Genomic DNA, 24,829 nt, shown 5'->3' with positions numbered 1-24,829 from the left:
TCCGGGGTTATTTCGTTCAATAATTTAGATGAACAATAATTAATAGGACAGAGCGAGGAGCATCATGAAGGCTTTCATAATAAGCTTTGAGTATCGATCAAGAGGTATTCGAGCTGCCATACCTTCAAAAGCGAAGGTCATAATTGAAACCTCGCTTTTCGAACATAACTTATCAAAAGAAAGGAGGAGCCAAGGGTGAATTTTTCTTGGGCAAGAATAAAAGAATCAGTACTGACATTTTGGAATAGACTTTCTAGCCCACAGAAAATAATCACTGTGCTTGCTCCTCTTATAGTCGCCGGGGCATTAATCTATCTGATCACATGGGCTGGACGACCACAATATGTTGCTCTTTTCACTAAGCTGAGTGATACAGAAGCCGGAGCAATTACTACTAAGTTAAAAGATCTCAAAGCCGACTATAAGCTTGAGGATAATGGATCAACGATTATGGTTCCTCAGCAGACAGCGGCGGATTTACGATTACAACTTGCCAGTGCCGGACTTCCGCAACAAAGTAAATTTAGTTTTGACAGTTTGGATACCATGCGCCTTGGAGAAACAGATGCTGATAGGAAGTTGCGTTATGTTCTCGGCTTACAGAACGAATTGGAGAATACCCTCAAGACATTAAACGGTGTGGAGGACGCCCGTGTACACATTGTAATGCCTGAACCTTCATTATTTGTTGATAGTCAAAAAGCAGCCACTGCGGCAGTGACCTTGAAACTTGTCCCGAGCACCAAACTTGGCGAAGATCAGGTGCGTGCTATCGCTAATTTATTAGCCGGCTCGATCGAAGGACTGCAACCCGAGAATGTGACGATTGTGGACACTGGCGGAAATGTTTTATCCGATGTTTTGAAAGAAAGCACTGATCCTCAGAAATTAACGGGAACTCAATATCAGCTTAAACAAACCGTTGAAGAAGATACTCGAAAATCATTACAGAGTATGCTGGATCGTGTCCTGGGTTCGGGTAAAACAATTGTCCGAATCAATGCGGTATTAGACTTTGACCAGAAAAAGATCGTTAAGCAGATTAACGGTCCGGGTGCTGTGGTAAGTGAGCAGAACTCTAATGAAAGTTCGACAAATGGGGCTGCGGGGGCAGCAGGAGGAACACCGGGCTTGGATGCTAACGGTGCTCCAACCTATCCGGCTACCCCAGAACAGAATTCCACATCGACCAAAGCTACCAGTACTAAGAATTACCAAGTTGACACTACCCAAGAGGAACAAGTGGTAAGCCCGGGGAGTGTAAAACGCCTTTCCGTCTCGGTAATGGCTGATGAAGACAGTGTTACTCAGGAGCAGCTGGAGCAAATCAAGACGATTTTAGCTTCGGCAGCGGGGGTGGACGCCAACCGTGGGGATGATATCCAAGTAGCGGCTATACCCTTCAATAAGTCTGATTTGCAAAATGAGCTGTCAGCAATGGAAGACGCTAAAAAGCGCCAGCAGCTTCTCACCTATGCAGAAATTGGTGCTGCAGCCTTGCTTGGCTTAATTATTTTGATCGCCTTTCTGCGTAAGCGAGCTCGCAAGAAACGTGCTGAGAAAATGTTGGAGCTGAATAGTTCAGAACCGGTTTCCCTTGCTACCGCCGAACTATTAATGGCTCAACAGAAGGCGGAGGAAGAGGCGGAATTACAATTATCTCAGAAACATGCTAAGTCGGCGGATGAGCTTCAGAGACAGAAGACTAAAGAGGCTGTTGAACTCTATTCCCGCAATAACCCGGATGAAGCAGCCCGTCTTGTTAAAACATGGCTATCGGAGGAGAAGTAGATGGCGCAAGCTTTGAACGGAATCCAAAAAGCAGCGATTCTCATGATTGCTCTGGGTTCCGAAAACTCAGCAAATGTGGTTAAGCACTTGGGCGACCAGGAAATAGAGCAATTAACCCTGGAAATGGCCAATGTTGGTAAAATATCTCCCGAACAACGAGATCATGTGATTGATGAATTTTATCAAATGTGTATGGCTAATGATTACATTTCCCAAGGAGGGATCGATTATGCTCGGGATGTGTTAGAACGAGCCCTTGGAGAAACTCGGGCCTTTGAAATCATTAGCCGTTTATCGACTTCACTGAAAATGAGGCCATTCGATCTTGTGCGCCGGACTGATCCTAAACAGCTTTTTTCCTTTATTCAAGGGGAACATCCTCAGACAATTGCCTTGATCATGACTCACCTCCCCGTTGAAAAAGCTGCCACTCTACTGGCTAGCTTGAATGCTGATCGACAAGCAGATGTGGCTAAGCGTATAGCCACAATGGGCCGAACCAGTCCGGAAGTACTCAAAGAAATTGAAAAAGTCTTAGAACGTAAAATTTCCAGCTTGGCTCCCACGGATTATACAGCCTCCGGCGGAATTCAAAGTATTGTTGACGTTCTTAATAGGACTGATCCGGGAACGGTTAAAGTCGTCATGGATTCTCTGGAAGTTGAAGATCCTGATTTGGCCGAACAGATTAAACGGCAGATGTTTGTCTTCGAAGACATCGTTATGCTGGATGACCGGGGCATTCAACTTGTCCTGCGTGATGTTGAAACTAAAGATCTCGGCTTGGCTCTGAAAGGATCAAATCCCGAGGTGGCGCAGAAGATTATGGCCAACATGTCTTCTCGGGCCAGTCAAATGCTCAAAGACGATATGGAGTTTATGGGTCCAGTACGATTGCGTGATGTTGAAGAGGCACAGCAGCGTATCGTTAAGGTTATTCGTAAGCTTGAAGAAAGCGGCGCCATCGTTATCTCTAGAGGAGGCAGTGATGAGATTATCTATTAATGGTCGTGTCGTCAAAAGCTGGGATGTAGAGGTATCAACACCGAGAATGGTGGAGAATCATGAAGGGTTCCAACAGTTAGGCAGCTGCTTAGCGGTTCTTACTGTTGGCGAGGAGATTGAATCTACTGAAAAGCGTGACCAGCCTAATTGGAGAGAATCATCAGAGACGAAAGAACAAGCTAATCAGATTCTGGAAGATGCTAAAGTGAAAGCGGCCCAAATCATAAGTGATGCTGAAGCTGAGGCTCAGAAAATGCTCGCACAAGCTGAGGCCCGTGTACAGGAACTTCTAGATCAAGCCCAAGCAGGTCTGGAGCACATGCAGCAGGAGGTTAGAGAGACTACCAGAGCGGAGATCTATCCACTGGCGAAGGAAGAGGGATATCAAGAGGGCAGGAAGGCGGGAGAAGCTGAGGGAAAGCGGCTCACCGAAAGTGCCAATCAGTTATTCTTGCTAGCCCAGAGGGCGGTTCAGGAAGAATACGCAAAAGTTGATAGAGAGCTGCTTCATTTGGCCGTTAAAATTGCTGAGCGAATTGTACGTTCCACCTTAGCCGTTGAACCTCAAAGATTGGTAGCTATTATTCAATCTTTAACTTTGTTGCCTTTAGAACGAGAAGGCTGGCGACTTCATGTATCTCCAGACGATGTCCGTTGGCTGGAAGGAAACCTTCCTTGCCCTTGGGTTGTCGATGAGTCGTTAAACTCAGGCGATTGTTTCCTGGAATGTCAAGAGGGAATCTTTGATGGGCGGCTTGAGGCTCAATTAGATAAATTAGAACATACCTTACGAGAGGAGCTCGAACATGGGGGCGTGGAATCTGTTAGCTGAGACTGTGGATCGCTTAGAGCCGTTCTCTGCTCAAGGCAGGGTCTCCAAAATTGTCGGTTTGATGGTAGAATCAGCGGGTCCTCGGGCTAGTGTGGGAGAATATTGCCATATTATTACCCGAGGCGGCCTGGAACTTCCGGCTGAAGTAGTAGGTTTTCGAGATTCGACAACACTGTTGATGCCCCTGGGAGAGCTTGAAGGAATTGCTCCCGGAGACCGTGTTCTTTCTCAACGGCAAAAGTTGACCGTGTCTGTGGGTCCCGGCCTTCTCGGTCGGATTTTTGATGGCTTGGGACATCCTCTGGATGGTCGCCCGCTTCAGACGATAACAGCATACCCGCTGCAGAATAAACCACCAAGTGCTATCCTGCGTCCTCGAATTCAAGACCCATTAAGTGTTGGGGTTAGAACGATTGACGGAATCCTGACAATCGGCCGAGGGCAGAGGATGGGTATTTTCGCCGGGTCAGGTGTAGGGAAAAGTACTCTGCTGGGGATGATGGCTAGAAATACTGTTGCGGATATCAATGTTATTGCCCTGATCGGCGAGCGAGGTCGAGAATTACGAGATTTTATTGAGAAGGATTTAGGTCCGGAAGGCTTAGCCCGATCTGTAATTATTGTAGCTACATCAGATCAGCCAGCCTTAGTGCGTTTAAAGGCAGCCCTAACTGCTACTGCTGTTGCAGAGTATTTCAGGGATCAAGGAAAAAACGTTCTCCTGATGATGGACTCGGTGACTCGATTTGCTATGGCTCAACGGGAAGTAGGCCTGACGGTGGGAGAACCCCCGGCGACTCGCGGATACCCACCTTCTGTCTTTGCACTTTTGCCAAAGCTGCTGGAAAGGGCGGGCATGGCGGAGGTAGGAAGTATCACCGGGATTTACACGGTGCTAGTGGATGGAGATGACCATAATGAGCCTATCGCCGACTCGGTGCGAGGTATTCTGGATGGACATATTGTTCTAACGAGAGAATTAGCTATGCAGAACATGTTTCCGGCAATTGACATTTTGCAATCCGTTAGTCGGGTTATGAATGATGTTGTCAGCCCTGACCAAAAAACTTTAGCCGGACAGGTTCGTGAATATATCGCTATCTATCGTGATGCTAAGGATTTAATTGACATTGGGGCATATACTCCGGGAAGTAATCCTAAGATTGATGCAGCCATTGCTCATATGGATCGTATTCAAGGTTTTTCACGGCAAATGGTCGACGAATATGTTACCTATCCAGAGATGCTTAAACAATTGCAAGGGATTTTTAGTTAGGGTGAGTACCGGATCAAGGAGTGAAAGCAATGGCGCGATTTCGGTTTCGCTTAGATGCAAGCCTTCAAATAGCTCAACAGGTCTTTGAATCAGCCCAACAAGAGTACGCTTCGGAGCTCCAGCGTTGGCAGAACTATGTTCAAGCCTTTAAGAATCAACAAACATGTTATCACGAAGCCCAAGAAGGCCAGCGGGAGGCCGGGCGGCACCGCCCGGAAGAACTGGGAATTTGCCAGGTCTATGCATTGGAACAAAAACGGAAGCTTCGTCAATGTGAAGCAAGGCAGCGAGAACAAGAAATTATCCTAGAGAAATCCCGGAATTATTTATTAGAAGCACATCGTGAAGTGGAAAAGTACGAGCGTCTCAAAGAGAAACAAGCAACCGCCTTTCGAGAAGCTGAGTTGCAAAAGGAACAAAAGATACTAGATGAGACTGGACAAGTCCTTCACTGGCTTGGCAGAAAAGCTATCAGTGAACTTGTCTAGTTAAAGAAGTTATGATTTATGATGATCGGAAGGGATGAAGTTATGATTTATGTTACTCGTTTAAATGGAAAACAATTTGCTTTGAATCCCGACCTAATTGAACTAATGGAAGAAACCCCGGATACGGTCATAACCTTAACGGGAGGAAATAAATACGTGGTATCAGAGGCAATCGAAGTTCTCATCGAACGTATTGCCGAATTCCGCAGACGTTGTTATCAGACTTATAAAGTGGAGGAGCAATAAGATTATGAACCGAAAATCCTTAATTTTTGTGATCATTTCCTTGTTCATAGGAGTGGGTCTTGGAACCGGAGGAACTCTCGGAGTTCAAAAGTTTTTCTTGGGGACTTCGGAAGAAAGTTCTAAGGCCCATGTTAAGGAAATTAAAAAGACCGGACCGTTGCTTCCCATTGGGGAGTTTACAGTGAACTTGCAAGGCGGAGGCTTTCTAAAAGCTTCAATAACCGTCCAAGTGACTGATGATAAGGTAGCAGAGACGTTAAAAGAGGAAGACGCATTCTTAAAAGACCGGGTCAATACTGTTTTAGCGAATAAAACTCTTGCTGATGTACAAAATTCCACAGGTCGAGAAAAGTTACGTGAAGATTTAGTGGAAAAGCTGAATGAGGTTGCTGAAAATCATGTAACGGATGTGCTGTTTTTATCCTTGGTCTACCAATAACGTGGTTCGACGATGTTCGTCGGTGGAAAAAACGCGAATACCGGAATTATTGTGGCTAATTATCAAAAGAGTATGTGGTTTTACCACATTTCTGAGAATATAATTCAAACCATGACTAGCGAATATTGAAAATCAAATTGAAGGGGGGGATTTGATGGGAGACGTCTTGTCCCAAGCTGAAATTGATGCTTTGCTCAATGCGCTGTCCGATGGACAAGTCGACGTTGAGGAAATGAAGACAACTAAGACCCAAAAAAGGATTCGAGTGTATGATTTTAAGCGTCCGAATAAGTTTTCCAAAGATCAGATTCACTCCCTGCACAATATTCATGAGAATTTTTGCAGAGGGCTTACAACTTTCTTTTCTGGGAACTTACATTCGGTTGTTGAGAGTTCAGTTATATCAATTGAGCAAATCACTTATGATGAGTTTATTCGATCCTTGCCTAATCCCACTTGTTTAGCTTTGTATTCTTTAAGTCCTTTAGAAGGTACGCTATTATTAGAGCTTAGCCCATCCCTCACCTTTGCGGTGGTGGATCGCCTTTTAGGGGGACAAGGGGAAGGAACTGAGAAGAATCGAGACCTAACGGAGATAGAAAAGACAATTATTGAAAATCGATTAGTTCAGATGATTAATATCACTGAAGAGGCATGGGCAGAAGTATACGAGCTAAAACCACAGTTTTTGTCCATGGAGTCAAATCCTCAGTTCACTCAAATTGTTGCTCCCAATGAAATGGTTGTACTGATTACTCTAGAGGTTAAGATTGGTGAGGCAATAGGGATGATTAATATCTGTATGCCCTATCTCGTTCTGGAACCTATCTTAGATAAATTAAGCACTTTTTTCCTCTTTTCTACAGAGGCTAAAGTTACGTCTCCCGAACAAGTACAAGCGATCCGCAAAAAAATTGAATGGGCGAAGGTGGATATGGTCGCTTTCCTGGGTCATTCAGAGATTTTAGTCAGAGATCTGTTGGAGCTGGCTAAGGGGGATGTCATACCATTGAATCAATCCGTAAAGGATCCGTTGCCAATCTATGTGGGAGATTTCATGAAATTTAAGTCTCTTCCCGGTTTAAACGGAGAACATCTGGCTGTTCAGATTACAGAAATTATTGAGGAAGGAGGGGAACAAGATGGGTAGTGGATCTCTCACCCAAGAAGAGATTGACGCGCTGTTACGGGGAACCTTAGAACCAGACCTAGATACACCGGCTGAATCAGAACCGGTAATACCTATAACGACATCAGCACCTGCTTCGGCAGCATTTGACTTTCTTAATGAGATGGAACAAGATACTCTGGGCGAAATCGCCAATATTTCCATGGGTACCGCAGCCACCACATTATCCCAGCTCTTAGGCAAAAAGGTTGATATTACAACTCCGAAAGTAGATTTGACGACCTCAGAACAGATTCGTCAGGATTATCCGATCCCTTCCGTAATATGTGATGTCAAATATAAAGTTGGAATTGAGGGTTCGAATCTCTTGATTCTTTCTCAACGGGATGGGGCAGTAATTGTTGACCTGATGATGGGAGGGGACGGGAAAAATCCTTCCCCCGAGCTTTCAGAACTTCAAATAAGCGGTATTTCCGAGGCAATGAACCAAATGATGGGTTCTGCGGCAACTTCAATGTCAACTATGTTTAATGCCATGGTAGATATTACTCCGCCGAATTTAGTCCTTAACGATATGCTGGATGGCAAAGATGTCATTCATGACTTCCTGCCTCTTGAAGAACCTCTAGTTCGGATTTCTTTCCGAATGGTTGTGGAAGATGTTATTGACAGTACTCTTGTTCAAGTGATTCCTGTCAGTGTAGCCAAAGGTATGGTCGATAAGTTGATGGGGGCAATGGGGGGGGGCAGTTCCACGGCTTCAACCGCAGAGTCTGCTGCCACTTCTCAACCGGCACCAACTCCTGCACCGACTGCTTATGATAATCTTCAGGCATCTCCACCGCCAGTCTATCAAACTCCCGTCTATGATACGTCACCATATCCGGCACCTAATGATTATCCCGCCTATGGGATGGGTGGTCAGCCTAATGGTCAGTATAGTAACCAACCGAGAGTTCAGACGCCTGTTCAACCCGCTCAATTTGCACCGCTTCAGCCAGGTTCGCCCATGCCCCACCCTGATAATCTAAGTTTAATTTTAGATGTGCCCTTGCAGATAAGTGTTGAATTGGGGAAAGCGAAAAAAACCATTAAGGAAATCCTTGATATGGGACCTGGATCAGTCATAGAGCTGGATCGCTTAGCAGGTGAGCCTGTGGATATGATTGTTAATGGTAAGTTAATAGCCAAATGCGAGGTAGTTGTGATTAATGAGACCTTTGGGATAAGAATTACGGACATTGTACATCCGTTAGAACGGATGAATTCTCTAAGATAGTGCCACTTATAAAAGTGAGCATTGAAAAGATAAAGGAGGAAATGTTAATGAGTTCTACAATTATGATCGTTGACGATGCTGCATTTATGAGAATGATGCTTAAGGACATTTTACTGAAGAATGGGTTTAACGTAGTTGGTGAGGCTGAAAATGGGGCTGTCGCAGTAGAAAAGTATAAGGAACTGCAACCGAACCTCACGATTATGGATATCACAATGCCGGAAATGGATGGGCTTCAAGCAGTTAAAGAAATTCGTAAATTTGATGCCAGGGCACGGATTATTATGTGCAGTGCAATGGGGCAGCAATCCATGGTTATTGAAGCGATTCAATCAGGAGCTAAAGACTTCGTTGTTAAGCCTTTTCAAGGGGAACGGGTTGTCGAGGCTGTTACGAAGGCGTTGAAATAATATGCCCTTTAACGAAGACCAACTGCTTCCTTCGAGTGGAACCGCTCCGGCGGTTACACCGTCTGTTTTCTCGTGGTGGGGGCTTCTGGGAACGTTAATGGTTTTTCTAGTTATTTTGTTTGTATCTCTATGGATTCTTAGGCGTCTTAATAAGGCTAACCTGCGAACCATGAGTGCTCCCTGGGCCAGGGTTCTGGATCGACAGATGTTAAGTGGACAACAAAGCTTGTATCTCGTAGAAATTGCCGGTCAGCTCCAAGTTCTCGGAGGCTCAGATCACCACTTGGTCAAAATCAGTGAAATCAATGATCCACAGGTTGCTGCTGAGATTCTCGAAGAGATTGCCACACGTCCTACTGAAAGAGTGGAAGGGTGGTTTCAAACGGTTCACAGCCTTTGGAAAAGAAGGTCACGATCAAAAGATCCATTCTCTGATGAATTGGAACGCTTGCTTGAGGAGGTCGAAAAATAGTGTCTTCTTCAGGCCGGAAAATTAAGCTATTCACATTAGGTCTATCTCTTGGCCTGATAGGTCTGGGAGTGTTGTCTAATCCCAAAATCGCCTGGGCTGCAGGCTTATCCTTAGATTTGGGAACTTCAGCACCGGAACAAACAGGTACCTCTTTACAGATTCTGATGCTTCTAACCGTCCTTTCCTTAGCTCCGGCCATTCTTATGATGATGACTTCTTTTACCCGGATTATTATTGTGTTGTCATTTGTGAGAAACGCCTTAGGAACTCAGCAATTGCCTCCGAACCAAGTACTGGTGGGTTTGTCGCTTTTTCTCTCTTTCTTTATCATGGCCCCCACTTGGAACCAGATTAATACCAATGCTGTACAGCCCTATATGCAGAATCAGATCACTCAGAGTGAAGCTATCGATAGGGCGGAAGAGCCTTTGAGGATGTTTATGTTTAAGCAGACACGGGAAAAGGATTTAGAACTTTTTGTAGGTCTCTCTAAGATGGAGCGACCAAAAACCTATAGGGAAGTTCCCACTTATGTTCTCATACCTGCCTTTGTGATCAGCGAACTGAAAACAGCTTTTCAAATGGGTTTTGCCATATTTATTCCCTTTATTGTTATCGATATGATTGTGTCCAGTACCTTAATGTCAATCGGTATGATGATGCTTCCTCCGATGATGATTTCTCTGCCGTTTAAACTACTTCTCTTTGTCTTAGTAGATGGCTGGCATTTGGTGGTTGAGTCTTTAGTAAACAGCTTTAAATAGTAGAAAGGGGGAAAAACAGTGAGCCAAAACCAGGTGCTGTATATGGCAAGAGAAGCGGTGGGAGCGGTACTTCTTGTGGGAGGCCCAATTCTGGGAGTTGCCTTATTAGTGGGTCTTCTGGTCAGCATCTTTCAATCTATGACCCAAATTCAGGAGCAAACACTTTCCTTCATACCTAAAGTGATCGCAGTAGCAGCAGTAATGCTCTTATTGGGCCCCTGGATGCTTTCTGTTTTAACTGTCTACACTACGAATTTACTCACTCAACTGGCAGCCTTCGGAGGTATGTGAACTCGTGGTTCATGATTAAATTAGTTCTTAGTTAATAACCAACGATACTAAGAACCTTCGAACCTCTGATCTTCAATCACAATCACCGATCTCTAACTTACCTCTGACTTCGAACTGCGAACATCGAACCACGAATATCGAGTTGGGGGTGAAAAATTTGAGTCTGGCCCAGTTGCTCCAATGGAATTTGTCCTTATTCATACTGATCTTATCTCGCTGGGCTGGCATGATCATGTTAGCTCCCGTCTTTGGGGCCAGAGGTGTCCCTGGGTTGGTGAGATTGGGGCTGGCTGCAAGCATCACTCTGATTCTTTATCCGCTCATACACGCTGCTAATCCATCAATTCCTAATGAGTTGTTTCCTTATGTTGCGGTGGTTATTAAAGAAGTTTTGGTTGGATTAGTCATTGGTTTTTTAATTTATTTACTAACAGCAATTTTACAAGGGGCAGGGCAGTTAATTGATTTTCAAATGGGCTTTACCATGGGGGCAGCGATTGATCCGGTCTATGGAGTACAAAGCCCTATGATGGGTAACTTTCAAATGATTTTGGCGACCATGCTTTTACTTTCAACTAATTCACACCACTATTTAATTGCCGCTATGGTCAAGAGCTATGCCTATATTCCTATTAACCCTACAAATCTGCCAAGTAATTATCTCTTTTATGCTCAGATTATCGGTCAAGTTTTTTCCTTAGCGGTTCAACTTGGAATGCCAATTTTTGGAGCACTCTTGGTCTCAGATGTTGGGGTGGGACTTTTATCGAGGACTGTACCGCAATTAAACATTTTTTCAGTCATTTTCCCAGTAAAAATTGTATTCGGACTTTTAATTTTATTTCTTTCACTGCCCTTTTTTGGAGAAGCAGTTGCTAATTTGTTTAATATAAATATGTCTTGGGTTCTAAAACTTTACCAGGGGTGGAAGCAGTGAGTGAAAAGAAACATCCCGCCACGCCAAGGCGCAAAGAGGAAGCGAGGAAAAAGGGACAGGTTTTTAAGAGCCAGGAAGTTATTTCTGCCTTAATGCTTGTCGGTCTCGTAGCTCTTCTTAAGTTTTGGATTCCATCCATGCTTCTTCGCATGGAGCATTTATTTCCCTATGTACTGGGTCTATCATCAGAATGGACCGAAGGTTCTGTGGCAAGCTTAATGCTAAACATTCTTTGGTTAGGTATTCAGATCATGGCACCGATTTTTGGCACAGGACTTGTGATTGCTTTGTTCTCAAACTATATCCAAGTTGGGGTGCTTTTTACCTTTGAGTCGATGAAGCCTCAAATCTCTCGTCTAAGTCTGATTAGTGGTGCAAAAAGGATGTTCGGTATCAAAGCCTGGGTTGAACTGGTGAAATCGCTGATGAAGGTGCTTCTGATTGGTTATTTCCTATATGCCAGTGTTCGTGATCGACTTCATATCTATCCTGCTCTGCAGCAACTCAGTGTAGGACAAGGGGCTGTATTTTTGGGCGAAGCCTTAATGGAACTTGCCTGGAAAATATCCTTATCTTTTTTAGGGATTGCAGCCTTTGATTACATCTATCAACGCTGGGAATATGAAAAAAACTTACGCATGTCTCACGAAGACTTGAAGCAGGAGTATAAACAGACTGAAGGAAACCCAGAGTTGAAAAGTGAGCTAAAGAAACGTCAACGAGCAATGGCCATGAGCCGGATGATGCAGGATATGAAACAAGCAGATGTGGTGGTTACTAACCCAACTCACTTTGCTGTTGCCCTTCGTTACGATGCTAAAGTACAGAGTGCCCCTTTTGTGGTGGCCAAAGGTCAAGACCAGGTTGCCCTGAAAATGAGGGAATTGGCCAAGGAATATGGGATTGTGATTATGGAAAACAAGCCGCTGGCCCGTGCTCTGTATGCACAGGTTGAGATCGGACAGGGCATACCGGCGGATCTTTATAAGGCCGTTGCTGAGGTTTTGGCATTTGTGTATCGCTTGAAGAAGAAAAAGAGGGCGTCCGGGGCATGAATCAATTTGGGGACATGAATGGAATGAAATTGTACCTTCACTAAAGCTTCCAGAAGTGGGTATGAGGGTTTGGCTTGATGGTTCATTTGGGAGAAAGGAGGAAGGATCATGGCTACGAGTGTTAAGAAGCGGATTTTAGATAATACAGATGTTATTGCGGCTTTGGGCCTGGTAAGTATCGTGGTCATGATGGTTGTTCCTTTGCCGTCGGTGCTGTTAGACATACTGATTACCTTAAATATTACTGCCTCAGTTCTGACCCTAATGCTGGCGATTTTCGCTCAGGATCCCTTAGAGTTTTCTTCACTACCTTCCCTATTGCTGACGTTGACTTTGTTTCGATTATCTTTGAATATCTCGGCGACTCGTCTCATTCTCTTGGACGGCCATGCCGGTGAAATTATTCAGCAGTTTGGTGAATTCGTCATCCGTGGGGATGCTGTTGTTGGTTTTATCATCTTCATTATTTTGGTTCTTGTCCAATTTATAGTTATTACCAAAGGTGCCGAACGTGTCTCGGAAGTGGCAGCCCGCTTTACCTTAGATGCTATGCCCGGAAAACAAATGTCTATTGATGCAGACCTGAATGCTGGGATGATCAATGAACTGCAGGCTCGTGACCGGCGTAAAGGGATTCAACAGGAAGCGGACTTTTATGGTGCAATGGATGGTTCCACCAAGTTTGTTAAAGGGGACGCTATTGCTGCAATCATTATTTTATTTATTAATATTATCGGGGGTTTCGTTACCGGAGTTTTGGTGCAAGATATGCCCATGTTGGAAGCACTTCATAAATACACTTTGTTGACGATTGGTGAAGGACTTGTTTCACAGATTCCAGCCCTCCTGATTTCTACAGCTACCGGTTTAGTAGTTACCAGGGCTGCCTCAGAAAGTAACCTAGGGAGCGATTTGTTCAAACAATTGTTTACAAAACCAAAGGCCTTATTCATTACAGCCGGAGTGCTAAGTATGCTGGCATTACTAGGCTTGCCCAGACCTCCATTATTTATGGTGTCTGCAGCGTTGATTGGTGTGGGAGTGATGCTGCAGAGAAACTCTAAGGTATCTGTGGTTGAGGAATCGGCGGCAGCCCGGGAGACGGAAATTGAAGAGAGCAAGAAACCGGAGAATGTCTTAAACCTTTTGCAGGTTGATCATATGGAACTGGAATTAGGTTATGCCCTTATCGCTTTGGTTGATGTCCAACAAGGCGGTGACCTGCTGGATCGAATTGTTCTGATCCGCCGCCAGATTGCCAGTGAATTGGGTTTCATAGTTCCCGTAATCAGGGTTCGAGATAATATGAATTTACAGCCCAATCAATATGTCATTAAAATTAGAGGGGCTGAAATCGCCTCGGGAGAGATTTTGGCAGATCATTACATGGCTATGAGCGGAGGCTTTGATGACGAAGGGATCCCGGGTACTCCGACAAAAGAACCAGCCTTTGGACTTGATGCTAAATGGATTAACTCCATGTACCGTGAGCAAGCAGAGCTTAATGGCTGGATGGTTGTTGATGCACCTACTGTCTTGGCAACCCATATCACGGAAGTGATTAAAACTCAAGCCTGGGAAATCCTCAGCCGTCAGGATGTTAAAACTCTCATCGATCATGCTAAGGAATTAGCACCGGCTGTAGTCGATGAATTGATTCCAGACTTGCTCAGTCTGGGCCAGGTTCAAAAGGTTCTTGCCAATTTGCTTCGAGAAAGAGTCTCTATCCGGGATATGGTTTCTATCCTTGAAACCCTCTCAGATTATGCCCAAGGTACAAAGGACATAGATCGCTTAACAGAACATGTCAGGCAGGGCTTGGCTCGGCAAATTTTGCAACCGCTACTTGGGAAGGATAAAAGCTTACCGGTAATGACCTTGGATCCACAGATTGAGCAGCAAATTTTAGATAGCATTCAACCTTCAGATTATGGGACTTATTTAGCCCTTGACCCCAAGATTTTGCATGTACTCATGCAAAATCTTACTCGCGAGGTAGAGAAGGTCGTTCTCAAAGGCTTAACTCCTGTGATTGTCTGCGCTCCGCTGGTAAGGATAAATTTAAAGAGGGTCACAGAGCGACAGCTTCCGCAACTCATGGTGCTTTCATATAATGAATTGGTCCAAGGAGTACAAGTACAAGCTGTAGGAATGGTGGGGATGGATCGTGCGAGTTAGACGATTTGTAGGAGATAATGTGTCGGAAACCATGGGAAAAGTAAAAAGGGAATTAGGATCTGATGCAGTTATCCTTCAGACCCGTGAATTTAACGATGGAGGGTTCTTTGGCCTGTTTGGCAAAAAGAAAGTGGAGATTACTGCTGCTATAGAAGAAGCACCGGTTATTGCCCAGAAAACTCCAACCTCAAACTTTGGGCATGAAGCCGAAGCAGTAAAACCGCCTTTGCCCAGACAAGTTCTTGATACAAAAGAACAATCTCAAGATCTACAAGCTGAAATTAAGTCTATGCGTCTTTTGCTGGAGCAAATGAATAAGCAAATGAAAGAACGAACGGACTTAAAAGAGGAAAAAAGTGATTGGCCCTCTGCTCTTCAGAGATGGGTAGATCATTTACGAGGGCGAGGGATAAGCGAGAGCCTTGTGAAGCGTTTGGTTAGTCACGTCCAACATACTTTGTCCTCAGAAGAATGGGCTGATGATGCCAAGGTTTACGCCCGCCTGGAAACCAATGTCTGTCAACTGTGCGGACAGATTGGGCTTATTCAACCTGGGATTGAGAAGCCAAGGATAGTAGCCTTGATTGGGCCTACTGGGGTAGGAAAAACAACGACCATCGGTAAACTTGCGGCAGGTTTCAGTATTGTGGACAAACGTAGGGTGGCTTTAATTACTGCTGATACTTATCGGGTTGCAGCTGTGGAACAACTGAAAACCTTTGGAGAAATTATTGGTGTACCTGTCGAAGTTGTCATGACTCCCTCAGGCTTAAGTGAGGCCTTACAACTTCATTCAGATAAAGAACTAATATTTATCGATACTGCTGGGCGGAGCCCACACCATGAATTGCATATGTCAGAACTGCGTTCTTTCTTAGATGAAGCCCAGCCTGACTTTACTATGCTTGTTATGAGTGCCAGCACTCAATCGGCGGATCAGTATCGGATCTATAAGCGATTTGAAGATTTGACCACACATTTGATTTTTACCAAATTGGATGAGACAGGCAGTGCGGGATCAATCCTAAATTTGATAGGGCAGACGACACTTCCAACTGCCTATCTAACCAATGGACAGAATGTCCCTGATGACATAGAGGCAGCGACCCCTCAGCGTTTGGCGCGCTATATAATTGGGGAGGAAATGCCTCATGCATGATCAGGCTAGTGCATTGCGAGATCTGGCATCTCGTGAAAATACCCAAAAAAGCAAAATGAGAGTGATTGCTGTAACAAGTGGCAAGGGTGGGGTCGGTAAAACTAGTTTTACTGTTAATTTAGCCCTCGCCTTAGCTGAATATGGGCAACGTGTTGTTATCCTGGATGGAGATTTAGGTCTTGCTAATGTGGATATAGCCTTTGGTCTATCAGCCCGTTATACAATCGAACATTTGTTATCTGGGGAAAAAACTATAGAAGAGATATTGCTGATTGGTCATCGCGGGATTGGGATAATACCCGGAGGATCTGGGGTGCAGAAGTTAGCTGATTTAGAAAGGGATAAATTAAGAAATGTCATTGCCAATCTAGGGCGTTTAGAAAAGATGACAGATCTGCTGATTATTGATACAGGAGCGGGGTTAGGTCACATCGTTATTAACTTTTTACAGGCCGCTGATGATGTGATTTTGGTAACAACCCCGGAACCGACGGCCTTAACAGATGCTTATGGTTTGCTGAAATCTTTACGAGTGGAAGCCGGCGATGTTCCAATTCACTTAGTCGTTAACAAAGTGCGCTCAGAAGCAGATGCCTTGGCAACGTACAAACGTCTGGAAACTGCTGTTCAGAAATTTTTAGATGGCTCTCTAAACTATTTAGGATATGTCTACGATGATTCCTTTGTAGGTCGTTCAGTTATGCAGCAGGATCCTCTGGGAATTAGTTATCCAGACAGCGCAGCCTATAAGTGCATTCAGTGGATTGCCGGTAAAGTTGCCGGGATATATGTCCATCCACCTCGTCAAGCCGGAGGGGTAAGAGGGTTTTTGAGTAAGTTGTTAAGATCATTTTAAATTAGTCCTCTCTACAGACAAAGATGTGAACCATTAATTAAGTCATATTCGAACTACGAACCTCGAACTACGAAAAGGGGGTGACGACTTGTCATATAAAAAGAAGCTTTTACACGGACTGGCGGTAGAACTTGCCGTATTAGAAGGGGAGTATCAAGGGAATTACCGCTCAAAAATTGAAGAAGTAGGTGAAAGACTCCTTTCTGTAGGAGTTCCCTTTGAACATGGCGAGTTGGTTCCTGTACGCGAGGGTACTAAAGTAAAGATAACCTTTTGTGATGAAACAGCTGTCTATTCCTTTGAAGGAAATATTATGCAAAGGATTGCAGTGCCGGTTCCAATATTGGTTTTGGTATTGCCCGACACTGTAGAAAAAGTTCAGCGGCGACATTTTGTCAGAGTCCCAGCCTCTTTCCCTGTTTTCTTTAGAATGGTGACACGAGAGGGGTTAAGTGATCTTTACAAAGCCATAATGCTTGATTTAAGTGGCGGAGGAATGCGGTTTTCTACAAAAGAACTTGTAGAAAACAGAGCATTGCTCTATGCGCAATTTTCTTTACCCAATGGGGAGATCCAGACACCGGTTCGTGTCTGTCGGGTTGTCAGGATCGAAGATACTAAAAAATATAGTATTTCAGTAGAATTTCATGAAATCTCAGAACGTGAACGAGATAAGATTATTCGCTGCGTCTTTGATATTCAAAGGGCAATGCGTAAGAAAGGTTTGGTGTAAATGAAGATTACACAATTCCAATTGGACGCTTTACGTGAAATCGGAAACATAGGATCTGCCCATGCAGCGACAGCATTATCAACCCTTTTGCAACGCCGTATTGACATGTCCGTACCTGAAGTTTGGGCGGTTCGTTTTGAGGAACTTTCTGCGATTGTTGGACAGTTGGATGATCCTCAGGCAGTGATCTACGTTAAAGTTGAGGGAGATGCTCCCGGAAAAGCAGTATTTTTCTTTCCGGTAGAAAGCGCAGAAATCGTGGTGCAGTTATTATTTGGAACCAACGAACCGATGGATCTTTATATGGGAGAAATGGCCCAATCGGCTTTAAAAGAAGTGGGAAATATCTTAGTGAGTTCTTTTATTATGGCCTTAACCCAATTTTCAGGAATCCCTCTTCAACCTTCGGTACCTGCTTTGGCAGTGGACATGATCGGTGCTAGTTTAGATGCGATTTTCCTCGAAGAAGGGGTACTTGATGATACGGTCTTATTTATTGATACACAGCTTACGGGAATTCCTAAAATCGAAGGGCAATTTATCTTTTTACCTGAAGAAGGGTCATTGAAGAAATTGTTGGGGGCCATGGGAGTATGAATGATGTAATTACTGTTGGGATGGCTGATTTTAAAACGGCTGTTGCTCCGATTCTATTATTAACCGCTGGATTAGGATCTTGTATCGGAATCTGCGTTCATGATCCGATACTAAAAGTTGGTGGGATGGCTCATATTATGCTGCCAACGGCTAATGGAAGCCTGGGGGGCAACCCTGCAAAATATGCGGATACAGCACTGGAGTTATTAGTTAGAGATATTATGAGTATGGGAGCCAGTAAGTCTCGTCTGCGGGCTAAAATGGCTGGTGGTGCCCAGATGTTTTCATTTCCGGGAAAGCCACCGGTTCTTAAGATTGGGGATCGCAATGCTGAGGCAGTTGAGCAGGAACTTAAGAGGCATGGAATTCCTCTTTTGGTAGCGGATGTGGGCGGAAGTTTTGGTCGCACGATTCATTTTAATGTGGGGACAGGAGACTTGCATATCAGAACGATTAATCATGGAGAAAAGGTGGTTTAATGAACCTCCAGAACAGAGAACTATACCAAGTTTGGTCTATGCGCCTCTCTATAGGTATTATGATTATTGTCTTAGTCCTAAGCTGGCTTAATGAGATTAAGCTCTTTGATTTAATGATTCGGGCAGCAATTTCCTTTGGGGTTATGTACTTATTGATGACAGGAACACTTACTTTGTTCGAAAGAACTGCTCCTCAGAAACCTGAAGAGGGCGAAATTGATCCTGATAACGGTCGTGGGGCAAATATTGATTTCTCAGTTGGAGATGATGAGATTCAAGCTCCAGTTGGAGATGATGAGATTCAAGCTCCATCGGGACAAGAGGCGGCATTTCCTGGGCAGGTTGACCGTAAGCTAAGTTCTGGGCTTCCGGATAGCGAGCGTCAAGCTGAAATTGTAAAACGAATGGGTTGGGATTAATCGTAATTCGATATTTGATATTCGTGTTCGAAGGGCAACGACTAGATATCCGCGGCTACTTTTGAAAAAAACCGTAAATGGGGATTACGAGGTTCGAACCACGAACTACGAACCTTGAACAACGATTTTGGGGGTGAGTAAGATTTGATACCGAATGCCTATGAAACCGCTTCACGAGTGCCTTGGAAACAAGAGCATATTGAGAGATATTTGCCGTTAGTTAAACGAATTGCAGGGCGTTTAGCAATTTCCCTGCCCCCTCATGTCGACGAGGATGATATCATTGGTTATGGTGTTTTTGGTTTACTCGATGCCTTGGAACGATTTGAAGCAGCGCGAGGGTTTAAATTTGAAACTTATGCCACAATTCGTATCCGGGGTGCGATGATTGATGGACTCCGAACTATGGATTGGGTTCCCCATTCGGCAAGACAGAGGGTAAAAAAAGTTCAAGACGCTTTTGCTGAGTTAGAATATCGGTTGGGCAGGGCGGTTACAGCGGAGGAAGTCGCAGATTTGCTGCAAGTAGAGGTCGTCGAAGTTGAAAACATCTTGGCTCAAGCACAAATCTTAACCTTGACCTCCTTTGATGAAACAACCGTGGATAATGATGGAGATAGCAGTGGCACACCTCTGAATCTGCTTGTAGATACAGAGGCCCAAGATGCTTATCAAGCGGTTGAGAAAGACGAACAAAAGCAGATTCTTGCTGTTGCTATTGATAAATTGCCAGAAAAGGAAAAGTTAGTCGTCGCCTTATACTATCAGGAAGAATTAACTCTGAAAGAAATTGCTGCAATTATGAAACTTTCTGAATCCAGAATATCTCAGCTTCATTCTCAGGCGATCTTAAGGCTCAGAGGAAGACTTAGTCGACAAAAGAAGAATTTGTTTTAAATAAGGGATCATCCTAATGTTTTAACAAGATTTTGACGATATAAGACTTAGAGTCTTATTGGGAGGTGATGGCTGGTGTCAAACATAAATGTCCTTTCGGATTCCTTCAAGGGCAGAATTAAAGTTGAAAACCCCTCGGAAGGAAAAGTTAGCTCACAAAGCTCAGCAAATGCTGCAGCACTCTTTGCATCATTTCTTGGCGATTTAATCCAACCAAATTCAGATCCGAAAGGGCAGAACTCTAAAGAAGGACAGGATAGCGAAAAAGCGCAGGGTGGAGGAGACCCTATTCAGAGCTTAGAAGAATCAAATGGGACGGGGATGCTCGGATATGGGAACTTTGCCTGGTTATTTCAATCACTGCCCATGTTTCAGAGTGATCTTCCGGCAGGCAAGGAAGCCAATTCCGGAGAAATTACGAGTCAGGGAATTGTCAATTCATCATTAGCTGAAGCTGATTTGATGAATCTAATATCACTTAACTCGGATGAGAGTATTGTGTTGAAACGGATGTCGGCGCAATACGCTCAGGGGGGTAACCTCGGAAATGCGGAATTGGATAAATATAGACAGGTAATAAACGATCTCTTAGCAGCACTATCTGGAACGATAACTGACGTCACTCCACAGGAGAGTGCCTCAGAAGTACAAACCACTAGAAACAACGAAATTCAAGAATTGGCTAAGCTCATTCAAGGTTGGACGACAGCACTAGAGAAGGATGGAGAATTAACTAATAGTCTAGTCAATTCGACAGTGCCTAAATCGGCTAAAGCAGAAAACCTTAACTTGGAAATAGCAAAGCTTCTTCAAGGATTGATCATGTCTGATGAGATTACTCAAGAGTCAGATAATGTCAATACCTCGAACTCCCAAAATAACGTAGGACGAAATAACATAAACCAATTGCTTGAAAGCTTTGCTGACAGCAGTGGTGATAACAATGGCACTGAACTAAACGCAAAGACTGCTACGCTTCTGGCAACTCTTTTCCCATTGTTAATGGACAGGGTTCGAGGAGAAAAAGTCCCTAAGAATTCCAACGAAGGACAACTAAGTAATCTGATGGGTTTGGCAGAAAACCATGAAGGCACTCTACTTACACGTAAAGATGGGACTTTTTCAACGAATACTCAACAAAGATCAGAAGGAACCAGTTTTTTGAAGCGAGGACTTTTGCAGAATTTCAACTCTCTAAGTGAAGAGATTAATAAAGCAAATCGCTCTAAAACCGACGTATCTGGCATACAAGATGATCAAACTCAATCTTCGAGCTTAGGAGTTGGGTCACCTACGAATATTGTCTCTTTTACTTCTTCTGACGTTAAAACAGCCGGATTACCACTATGGGAACAGATCTCAGGCGTAGTTCGTGAGCAAGTCATGAGTAACCAACACACTCTGAAAGAATTAGATATTCAACTCCATCCGGAGGAATTAGGAAAGGTTCGTATACTTTTGCGCTGGGAAGGCGGGCAAGTACATTTACAGGTACACGCTAATGAAGCGGCTACAGGGCAACTTCTCCAGAATCAGCTTTCTGATCTGCGCCACAACTTAGTAAACCAAGGTGTGAACTGTGGCTCGTTGGAAATGGGTCACAACGGAGAACGACAACAACAACAGCAGGGCGATGAGGCCAGAAGAACATTTCACCAGAATGAACCACTCTCTGAAGATGAGAAACAAGATGCAGTCTTCAATAATAGCGTTGGAGATAATCGGATAAATGTCACAGCATAGGAGGCTGCTATGAGTAACGTTAATGGGACAACTTACAAAACCTCTTCACCCAGCGGTACAAATACAAATGGAAGCCAAGGAATCGTAACAAATGATTCGCTGGGAAAGGACGATTTTCTCAAGTTATTGGTTGCTCAGCTACAAAATCAGGATCCTTTGAATCCTGTAGATAACAAAGAGTCTATTGCCCAATTGGCCTCCTTCAGTTCCTTAGAGCAGATGAACAATATTGCCACTTCAATGGAAACCTTGTCCAAGAGTATGAGCTTTTTTTCCCAACAGTCAGCCCTTACCCAAGGAGCGGCGATGATTGGTAAATGGGTAAGCGGAGTAGATGTTGACGGAGTCACCGTTATAGAGGGTACTGTCGAAGCAGTAAAGTGGCTTGATGGAGATCCAAAGCTTCAGGTTCGCAAGGCTGATGGATCTTTGAAGGATATCGAATTGGGGCTGCTGACACTTATTAAGGAGCCTACTCCTGTAGTTGCTCCGAATGTTGAGGAGCCAGTAGAAAATACAGAGGATGAAACAGACCTAGAGCTGGATACGGTATCGGATACAAATACTGATCCGGACACAGCCACAGAAACAGAAACAGATACAAGTAATGATAATGAAGATGTTATCAATACAGATGATAACACCGATACTGAAATAATTTAAGTCTATAAGAAACCTGCATGATGCAGAAAAACCACCAATGAGGAGGAAAAACATCTTATGATGCGTTCATTATATTCAGCCATTTCGGGGTTAAAAAACCACCAGGTCAAAATGGATGTTATCGGAAATAACATTTCTAACGTAAATACAACCGGCTATAAGCGGAGTAGAGTATCCTTTTCAACAATGCTAAGCCAGAACTTGAAAGGGGCTTCTGCCCCCACTGCGAACCAAGGCGGAACAAACACTGTGCAAGTCGGATTAGGAGTAATGCTGGGCTCTATCGACCAAATTATGACTCAAGGAAGTTCGCAATCAACAGGGAACGCCACAGATATGATGTTGCAAGGGTCCGGATTCTTTGTCTTGAATAATAACGGACAGCAGGTATATACTCGGGCCGGTGGATTCGGGCAAGATAGTGCAGGAACTCTTATTGATCCCGCAACTGGAGCCAAGGTTCAAGGGTATAGCTGGGGTGCGGATGATACAACCCCAGTTGTATGGGGGGCGGCATCAGATATTAGGTTTAAACTTGGAGATAAATTGGCAACAGATTCATTTTTCCCGATACGGGAGTCAGAAGATGGGCCAGTCCCTGTGGCAGACCTGGATGCTGCTAACCACCCAGAGTATGATTTTGGTATTACTAATGCAGAAAATCTGACTATTGATGGGATGACAAGGGTTCCGATAGGTTCTACCCCAGCGGAAGGTCAATTTTCATATGATCCAAGTAGTGGAATTTTAACATTTGCTTCGAACTTTGATTCAGCTTCCTCTTTAGCAACGATCCACTATATTGATCCTGCGGGTTCGGGCACTAACAATACGAATATAACTGTGGATAGTGCGACGCAGATAACTGTAGACTATCCGCCTCAAGCAGGAGCAAATGTTTATTTAGATGATCTTAAGTATACCTTATCGACTTCTGATACCCCTGGCAATGGGGAGTATGTCGTAAAATACCTCAACGGAAAATATCAAATTACGCTTGGGGTCAATCAAGAGGATGGGGTTACTCCAACTGATGCTGATGGTGCTGGCCTTATTAGTTATGATTTTACCAATAAAGCGCATACACTAACAGATTACAGTATCGACCAAAGTGGAGTAATTACCGGGGTATATAGCAATGGAGTAGACTCAGTGACCCATAAAATAGCTCAAATTGCTGTAGCCTCTTTTGCCAACGAAGCAGGCCTAGCGAATATTGGCGGTAATTTCTTTTCCACTTCTAACAACTCCGGTGCTGCCAGCATTGGTGCGGCTGGCGAAGATGGCCGAGCAAGTATTGTCTCTAATACTGTCGAAATGTCTAATGTCGACCTTTCGACCGAATTTACAGATATGATTGTAACCCAACGCGGCTTCCAAGCTAATTCCCGAGTAATCACTGTTTCAGACACACTCTTAGAAGAACTTATAAATCTCAAACGTTAAGAGCTAGACTGATATTAATGAGACGGAGGTTTGCCTAATGCGCCTAGTAGGGACTGCAATGTCTGGACTTCTGGCCCAGCAAACTGCGATAGATACTATCGGAAACAACTTAGCAAATGCTAATACTCAGGGGTATAAAGCAAGTCAAATGGCTTTTGTTGAGGCATTATCCACCGAGGTGCGATCAGGAAATGCTGTACCCGAACAACAAAACGGCAATGCAGTCGCTGCCTTCGATGTAGGTGCTGGAGTGCTTTATGGCTCCAGCAGCATAAACCTTCAACAAGGAAATTTGAGTAATACCGATCGTGTCTGGGATTTAGGAATAGACGGATCGGGTTTCTTTCAGGTTCAGAATCCGAATGGGGAAACCAGCTATACACGAGTAGGAGCATTTCAGCTAGATGCAGACAGACAGCTTGCTGATATGCAAGGAAATGTGGTTCAACCGGCAATTATGATCCCTGAAGGTGCATCTGAATTAGTGGTAGCTGAGAACGGGGAGATAACCGGAGTTATTGACGGGGAGGCTATGACATTTGGTCAAATTACCCTCGTTGGCTTCCAAAATCCCGGGGGTTTACTGAGAGCAGATAACAACCTTTTTATTCCCTCAGAAAACTCTGGCGAACCGCTGACTGGACAACCGGGAAGCCCTTTGGTCGGTAATCAGGTTTTAGGGGTTGTTCGAAGTCATTCTCTGGAACAATCAAATGTAGACATTGCAGCCTCTATGACTGATCTCATTCAGGCTCAAAGGGCTTATCAAGCGAATGCCAGACTAGTTCAGGACGGAGATAAAATGTGGGGGATTGCTAATTCCTTGAGGAGGTAAGGTCATGGCAGGTTGGTTAGACAGACCCGTACTAAATGTTTTGCAGACTGGACTTGATGCCTCATCATTGAGGCAACAAGTTCTGTCTAATAATGTTGCCAATATTGATACTCCCAACTTCAAACGATCAGATGTTAATTTTCAAATGGCTCTTGGTGCTGCCTTGGGTGAAGAGAGTTCGGTCTTACAAATGAAGCAGACCTCCCCTAAACACCTAAGCAGTATATCGGCTGAAATTGATGCATTAGGGATTGTCACAGATCGAACCACTTCCTTGCGCAATGATGGAAATAATGTGGACATCGATCGAGAGATGGCTAATGTTGCTGAAAATGGCTTGTATTATAACTCCCTTACTCGAGCTATCTCATCACAATTAGGCTTGATGAGAATGGTTATTAAGGGATAAA

The 24,829-nt window shown here is 44.2% G+C and carries 28 protein-coding genes; all 28 read left to right on the top strand.

Annotated elements, in window-relative coordinates; genetic code table 11:
* Window positions 1-195: 195 nt before the first annotated feature.
* The 28 genes from fliF (at window position 196) to flgB (ending at window position 24,828) form a co-directional block, all read left to right on the top strand.
* The gene (gene fliF / locus DESMER_RS18855; RefSeq protein WP_014904661.1) at window positions 196-1,791 is read left to right on the top strand and encodes a flagellar basal-body MS-ring/collar protein FliF; all 1,596 of its coding nucleotides are present in this window, start codon (window positions 196-198) and stop codon (window positions 1,789-1,791) included.
* Window positions 1,792-2,796 (top strand): flagellar motor switch protein FliG, encoded by a 1,005-nt coding sequence (fliG, locus tag DESMER_RS18850; protein ID WP_014904660.1) that lies wholly within the window; start codon window positions 1,792-1,794, stop codon window positions 2,794-2,796. It abuts the gene before it with no gap.
* Window positions 2,780-3,628, top strand: a complete 849-nt coding sequence (locus tag DESMER_RS18845; protein ID WP_014904659.1) for a FliH/SctL family protein — start codon at window positions 2,780-2,782, stop codon at window positions 3,626-3,628. Before fliG ends, DESMER_RS18845 begins: the two co-directional genes overlap by 17 nt.
* On the top strand, window positions 3,603-4,904 hold the full coding sequence (gene fliI, locus DESMER_RS18840; protein WP_014904658.1) for a flagellar protein export ATPase FliI: 1,302 nt from the start codon (window positions 3,603-3,605) through the stop codon (window positions 4,902-4,904). The genes DESMER_RS18845 and fliI overlap by 26 nt, the downstream gene beginning before the upstream one ends.
* Window positions 4,905-4,933: 29 nt before the next feature.
* The gene (locus tag DESMER_RS18835; RefSeq protein ID WP_014904657.1) at window positions 4,934-5,392 is read left to right on the top strand and encodes a flagellar export protein FliJ; all 459 of its coding nucleotides are present in this window, start codon (window positions 4,934-4,936) and stop codon (window positions 5,390-5,392) included.
* Between the two features lie 42 nt (window positions 5,393-5,434).
* Window positions 5,435-5,638: a flagellar FlbD family protein gene (locus DESMER_RS18830; RefSeq protein WP_034598437.1), complete on the top strand. Its 204-nt coding sequence runs from the start codon at window positions 5,435-5,437 to the stop codon at window positions 5,636-5,638.
* A gap of 4 nt (window positions 5,639-5,642) precedes the next feature.
* Window positions 5,643-6,077, top strand: coding sequence for a flagellar basal body-associated FliL family protein (locus DESMER_RS18825; RefSeq protein ID WP_014904655.1), 435 nt, complete (start codon window positions 5,643-5,645; stop codon window positions 6,075-6,077).
* A gap of 154 nt (window positions 6,078-6,231) precedes the next feature.
* Window positions 6,232-7,227, top strand: coding sequence for a flagellar motor switch protein FliM (gene fliM / locus DESMER_RS18820; protein WP_014904654.1), 996 nt, complete (start codon window positions 6,232-6,234; stop codon window positions 7,225-7,227).
* Window positions 7,220-8,485, top strand: a complete 1,266-nt coding sequence (fliY, locus tag DESMER_RS18815) for a flagellar motor switch phosphatase FliY (RefSeq protein WP_014904653.1) — start codon at window positions 7,220-7,222, stop codon at window positions 8,483-8,485. Before fliM ends, fliY begins: the two co-directional genes overlap by 8 nt.
* 47 nt (window positions 8,486-8,532) lie before the next feature.
* Entirely contained in the window at window positions 8,533-8,895 is a 363-nt protein-coding gene (locus tag DESMER_RS18810) for a response regulator (protein ID WP_014904652.1), read from the top strand.
* A gap of 1 nt (window position 8,896) precedes the next feature.
* Entirely contained in the window at window positions 8,897-9,367 is a 471-nt protein-coding gene (locus tag DESMER_RS18805) for a FliO/MopB family protein (protein ID WP_014904651.1), read from the top strand.
* Window positions 9,367-10,131 carry a flagellar type III secretion system pore protein FliP gene (fliP, locus tag DESMER_RS18800; RefSeq protein WP_014904650.1) on the top strand — a complete coding sequence of 255 codons (765 nt, stop codon included), beginning with the start codon at window positions 9,367-9,369 and terminating at the stop codon, window positions 10,129-10,131. Before DESMER_RS18805 ends, fliP begins: the two co-directional genes overlap by 1 nt.
* 18 nt (window positions 10,132-10,149) lie before the next feature.
* Window positions 10,150-10,422 (top strand): flagellar biosynthesis protein FliQ, encoded by a 273-nt coding sequence (fliQ, locus tag DESMER_RS18795; protein WP_014904649.1) that lies wholly within the window; start codon window positions 10,150-10,152, stop codon window positions 10,420-10,422.
* A gap of 157 nt (window positions 10,423-10,579) precedes the next feature.
* Window positions 10,580-11,359 (top strand): flagellar biosynthetic protein FliR, encoded by a 780-nt coding sequence (fliR, locus tag DESMER_RS18790; RefSeq protein WP_014904648.1) that lies wholly within the window; start codon window positions 10,580-10,582, stop codon window positions 11,357-11,359.
* Window positions 11,356-12,414, top strand: coding sequence for a flagellar biosynthesis protein FlhB (gene flhB / locus DESMER_RS18785; RefSeq protein WP_014904647.1), 1,059 nt, complete (start codon window positions 11,356-11,358; stop codon window positions 12,412-12,414). The genes fliR and flhB overlap by 4 nt, the downstream gene beginning before the upstream one ends.
* Before the next feature lie 108 nt (window positions 12,415-12,522).
* Window positions 12,523-14,592, top strand: a complete 2,070-nt coding sequence (flhA, locus tag DESMER_RS18780; RefSeq protein WP_014904646.1) for a flagellar biosynthesis protein FlhA — start codon at window positions 12,523-12,525, stop codon at window positions 14,590-14,592.
* Entirely contained in the window at window positions 14,582-15,751 is a 1,170-nt protein-coding gene (gene flhF, locus DESMER_RS18775; RefSeq protein WP_014904645.1) for a flagellar biosynthesis GTPase FlhF, read from the top strand. Before flhA ends, flhF begins: the two co-directional genes overlap by 11 nt.
* On the top strand, window positions 15,744-16,607 hold the full coding sequence (locus DESMER_RS18770; RefSeq protein ID WP_014904644.1) for a MinD/ParA family protein: 864 nt from the start codon (window positions 15,744-15,746) through the stop codon (window positions 16,605-16,607). The genes flhF and DESMER_RS18770 overlap by 8 nt, the downstream gene beginning before the upstream one ends.
* An 88-nt stretch (window positions 16,608-16,695) precedes the next feature.
* Window positions 16,696-17,340, top strand: coding sequence for a flagellar brake protein (locus DESMER_RS18765; RefSeq protein ID WP_014904643.1), 645 nt, complete (start codon window positions 16,696-16,698; stop codon window positions 17,338-17,340).
* Window positions 17,341-17,937, top strand: a complete 597-nt coding sequence (locus DESMER_RS18760; protein WP_014904642.1) for a chemotaxis protein CheC — start codon at window positions 17,341-17,343, stop codon at window positions 17,935-17,937.
* A complete protein-coding gene (locus DESMER_RS18755; RefSeq protein WP_014904641.1) occupies window positions 17,934-18,416 on the top strand; it encodes a chemotaxis protein CheD in 483 nt (160 codons plus the stop codon). Before DESMER_RS18760 ends, DESMER_RS18755 begins: the two co-directional genes overlap by 4 nt.
* Window positions 18,416-18,835 carry a hypothetical protein gene (locus tag DESMER_RS18750; RefSeq protein WP_014904640.1) on the top strand — a complete coding sequence of 140 codons (420 nt, stop codon included), beginning with the start codon at window positions 18,416-18,418 and terminating at the stop codon, window positions 18,833-18,835. Before DESMER_RS18755 ends, DESMER_RS18750 begins: the two co-directional genes overlap by 1 nt.
* A gap of 144 nt (window positions 18,836-18,979) precedes the next feature.
* Window positions 18,980-19,732: a FliA/WhiG family RNA polymerase sigma factor gene (locus DESMER_RS18745; protein WP_014904639.1), complete on the top strand. Its 753-nt coding sequence runs from the start codon at window positions 18,980-18,982 to the stop codon at window positions 19,730-19,732.
* A gap of 75 nt (window positions 19,733-19,807) precedes the next feature.
* Window positions 19,808-21,475, top strand: coding sequence for a flagellar hook-length control protein FliK (locus DESMER_RS22665; protein ID WP_014904638.1), 1,668 nt, complete (start codon window positions 19,808-19,810; stop codon window positions 21,473-21,475).
* Window positions 21,476-21,484: 9 nt separating this feature from the next.
* Window positions 21,485-22,138, top strand: coding sequence for a flagellar hook capping FlgD N-terminal domain-containing protein (locus tag DESMER_RS18735; RefSeq protein ID WP_014904637.1), 654 nt, complete (start codon window positions 21,485-21,487; stop codon window positions 22,136-22,138).
* Between the two features lie 57 nt (window positions 22,139-22,195).
* The gene (locus DESMER_RS18730) at window positions 22,196-23,584 is read left to right on the top strand and encodes a flagellar hook protein FlgE (protein ID WP_014904636.1); all 1,389 of its coding nucleotides are present in this window, start codon (window positions 22,196-22,198) and stop codon (window positions 23,582-23,584) included.
* A gap of 37 nt (window positions 23,585-23,621) precedes the next feature.
* A complete protein-coding gene (locus DESMER_RS18725) occupies window positions 23,622-24,419 on the top strand; it encodes a flagellar hook-basal body protein (protein ID WP_014904635.1) in 798 nt (265 codons plus the stop codon).
* Between the two features lie 4 nt (window positions 24,420-24,423).
* Window positions 24,424-24,828 carry a flagellar basal body rod protein FlgB gene (gene flgB, locus DESMER_RS18720; RefSeq protein ID WP_014904634.1) on the top strand — a complete coding sequence of 135 codons (405 nt, stop codon included), beginning with the start codon at window positions 24,424-24,426 and terminating at the stop codon, window positions 24,826-24,828.
* Window position 24,829: the final 1 nt, after the last annotated feature.

The sequence above is a fragment of the Desulfosporosinus meridiei DSM 13257 genome (genome assembly GCF_000231385.2).
Lineage (GTDB): Bacteria > Bacillota > Desulfitobacteriia > Desulfitobacteriales > Desulfitobacteriaceae > Desulfosporosinus > Desulfosporosinus meridiei.
Note: the sequence above shows the minus strand (reverse complement) of the source record. Positions and strands in the feature narration are given on the sequence as shown.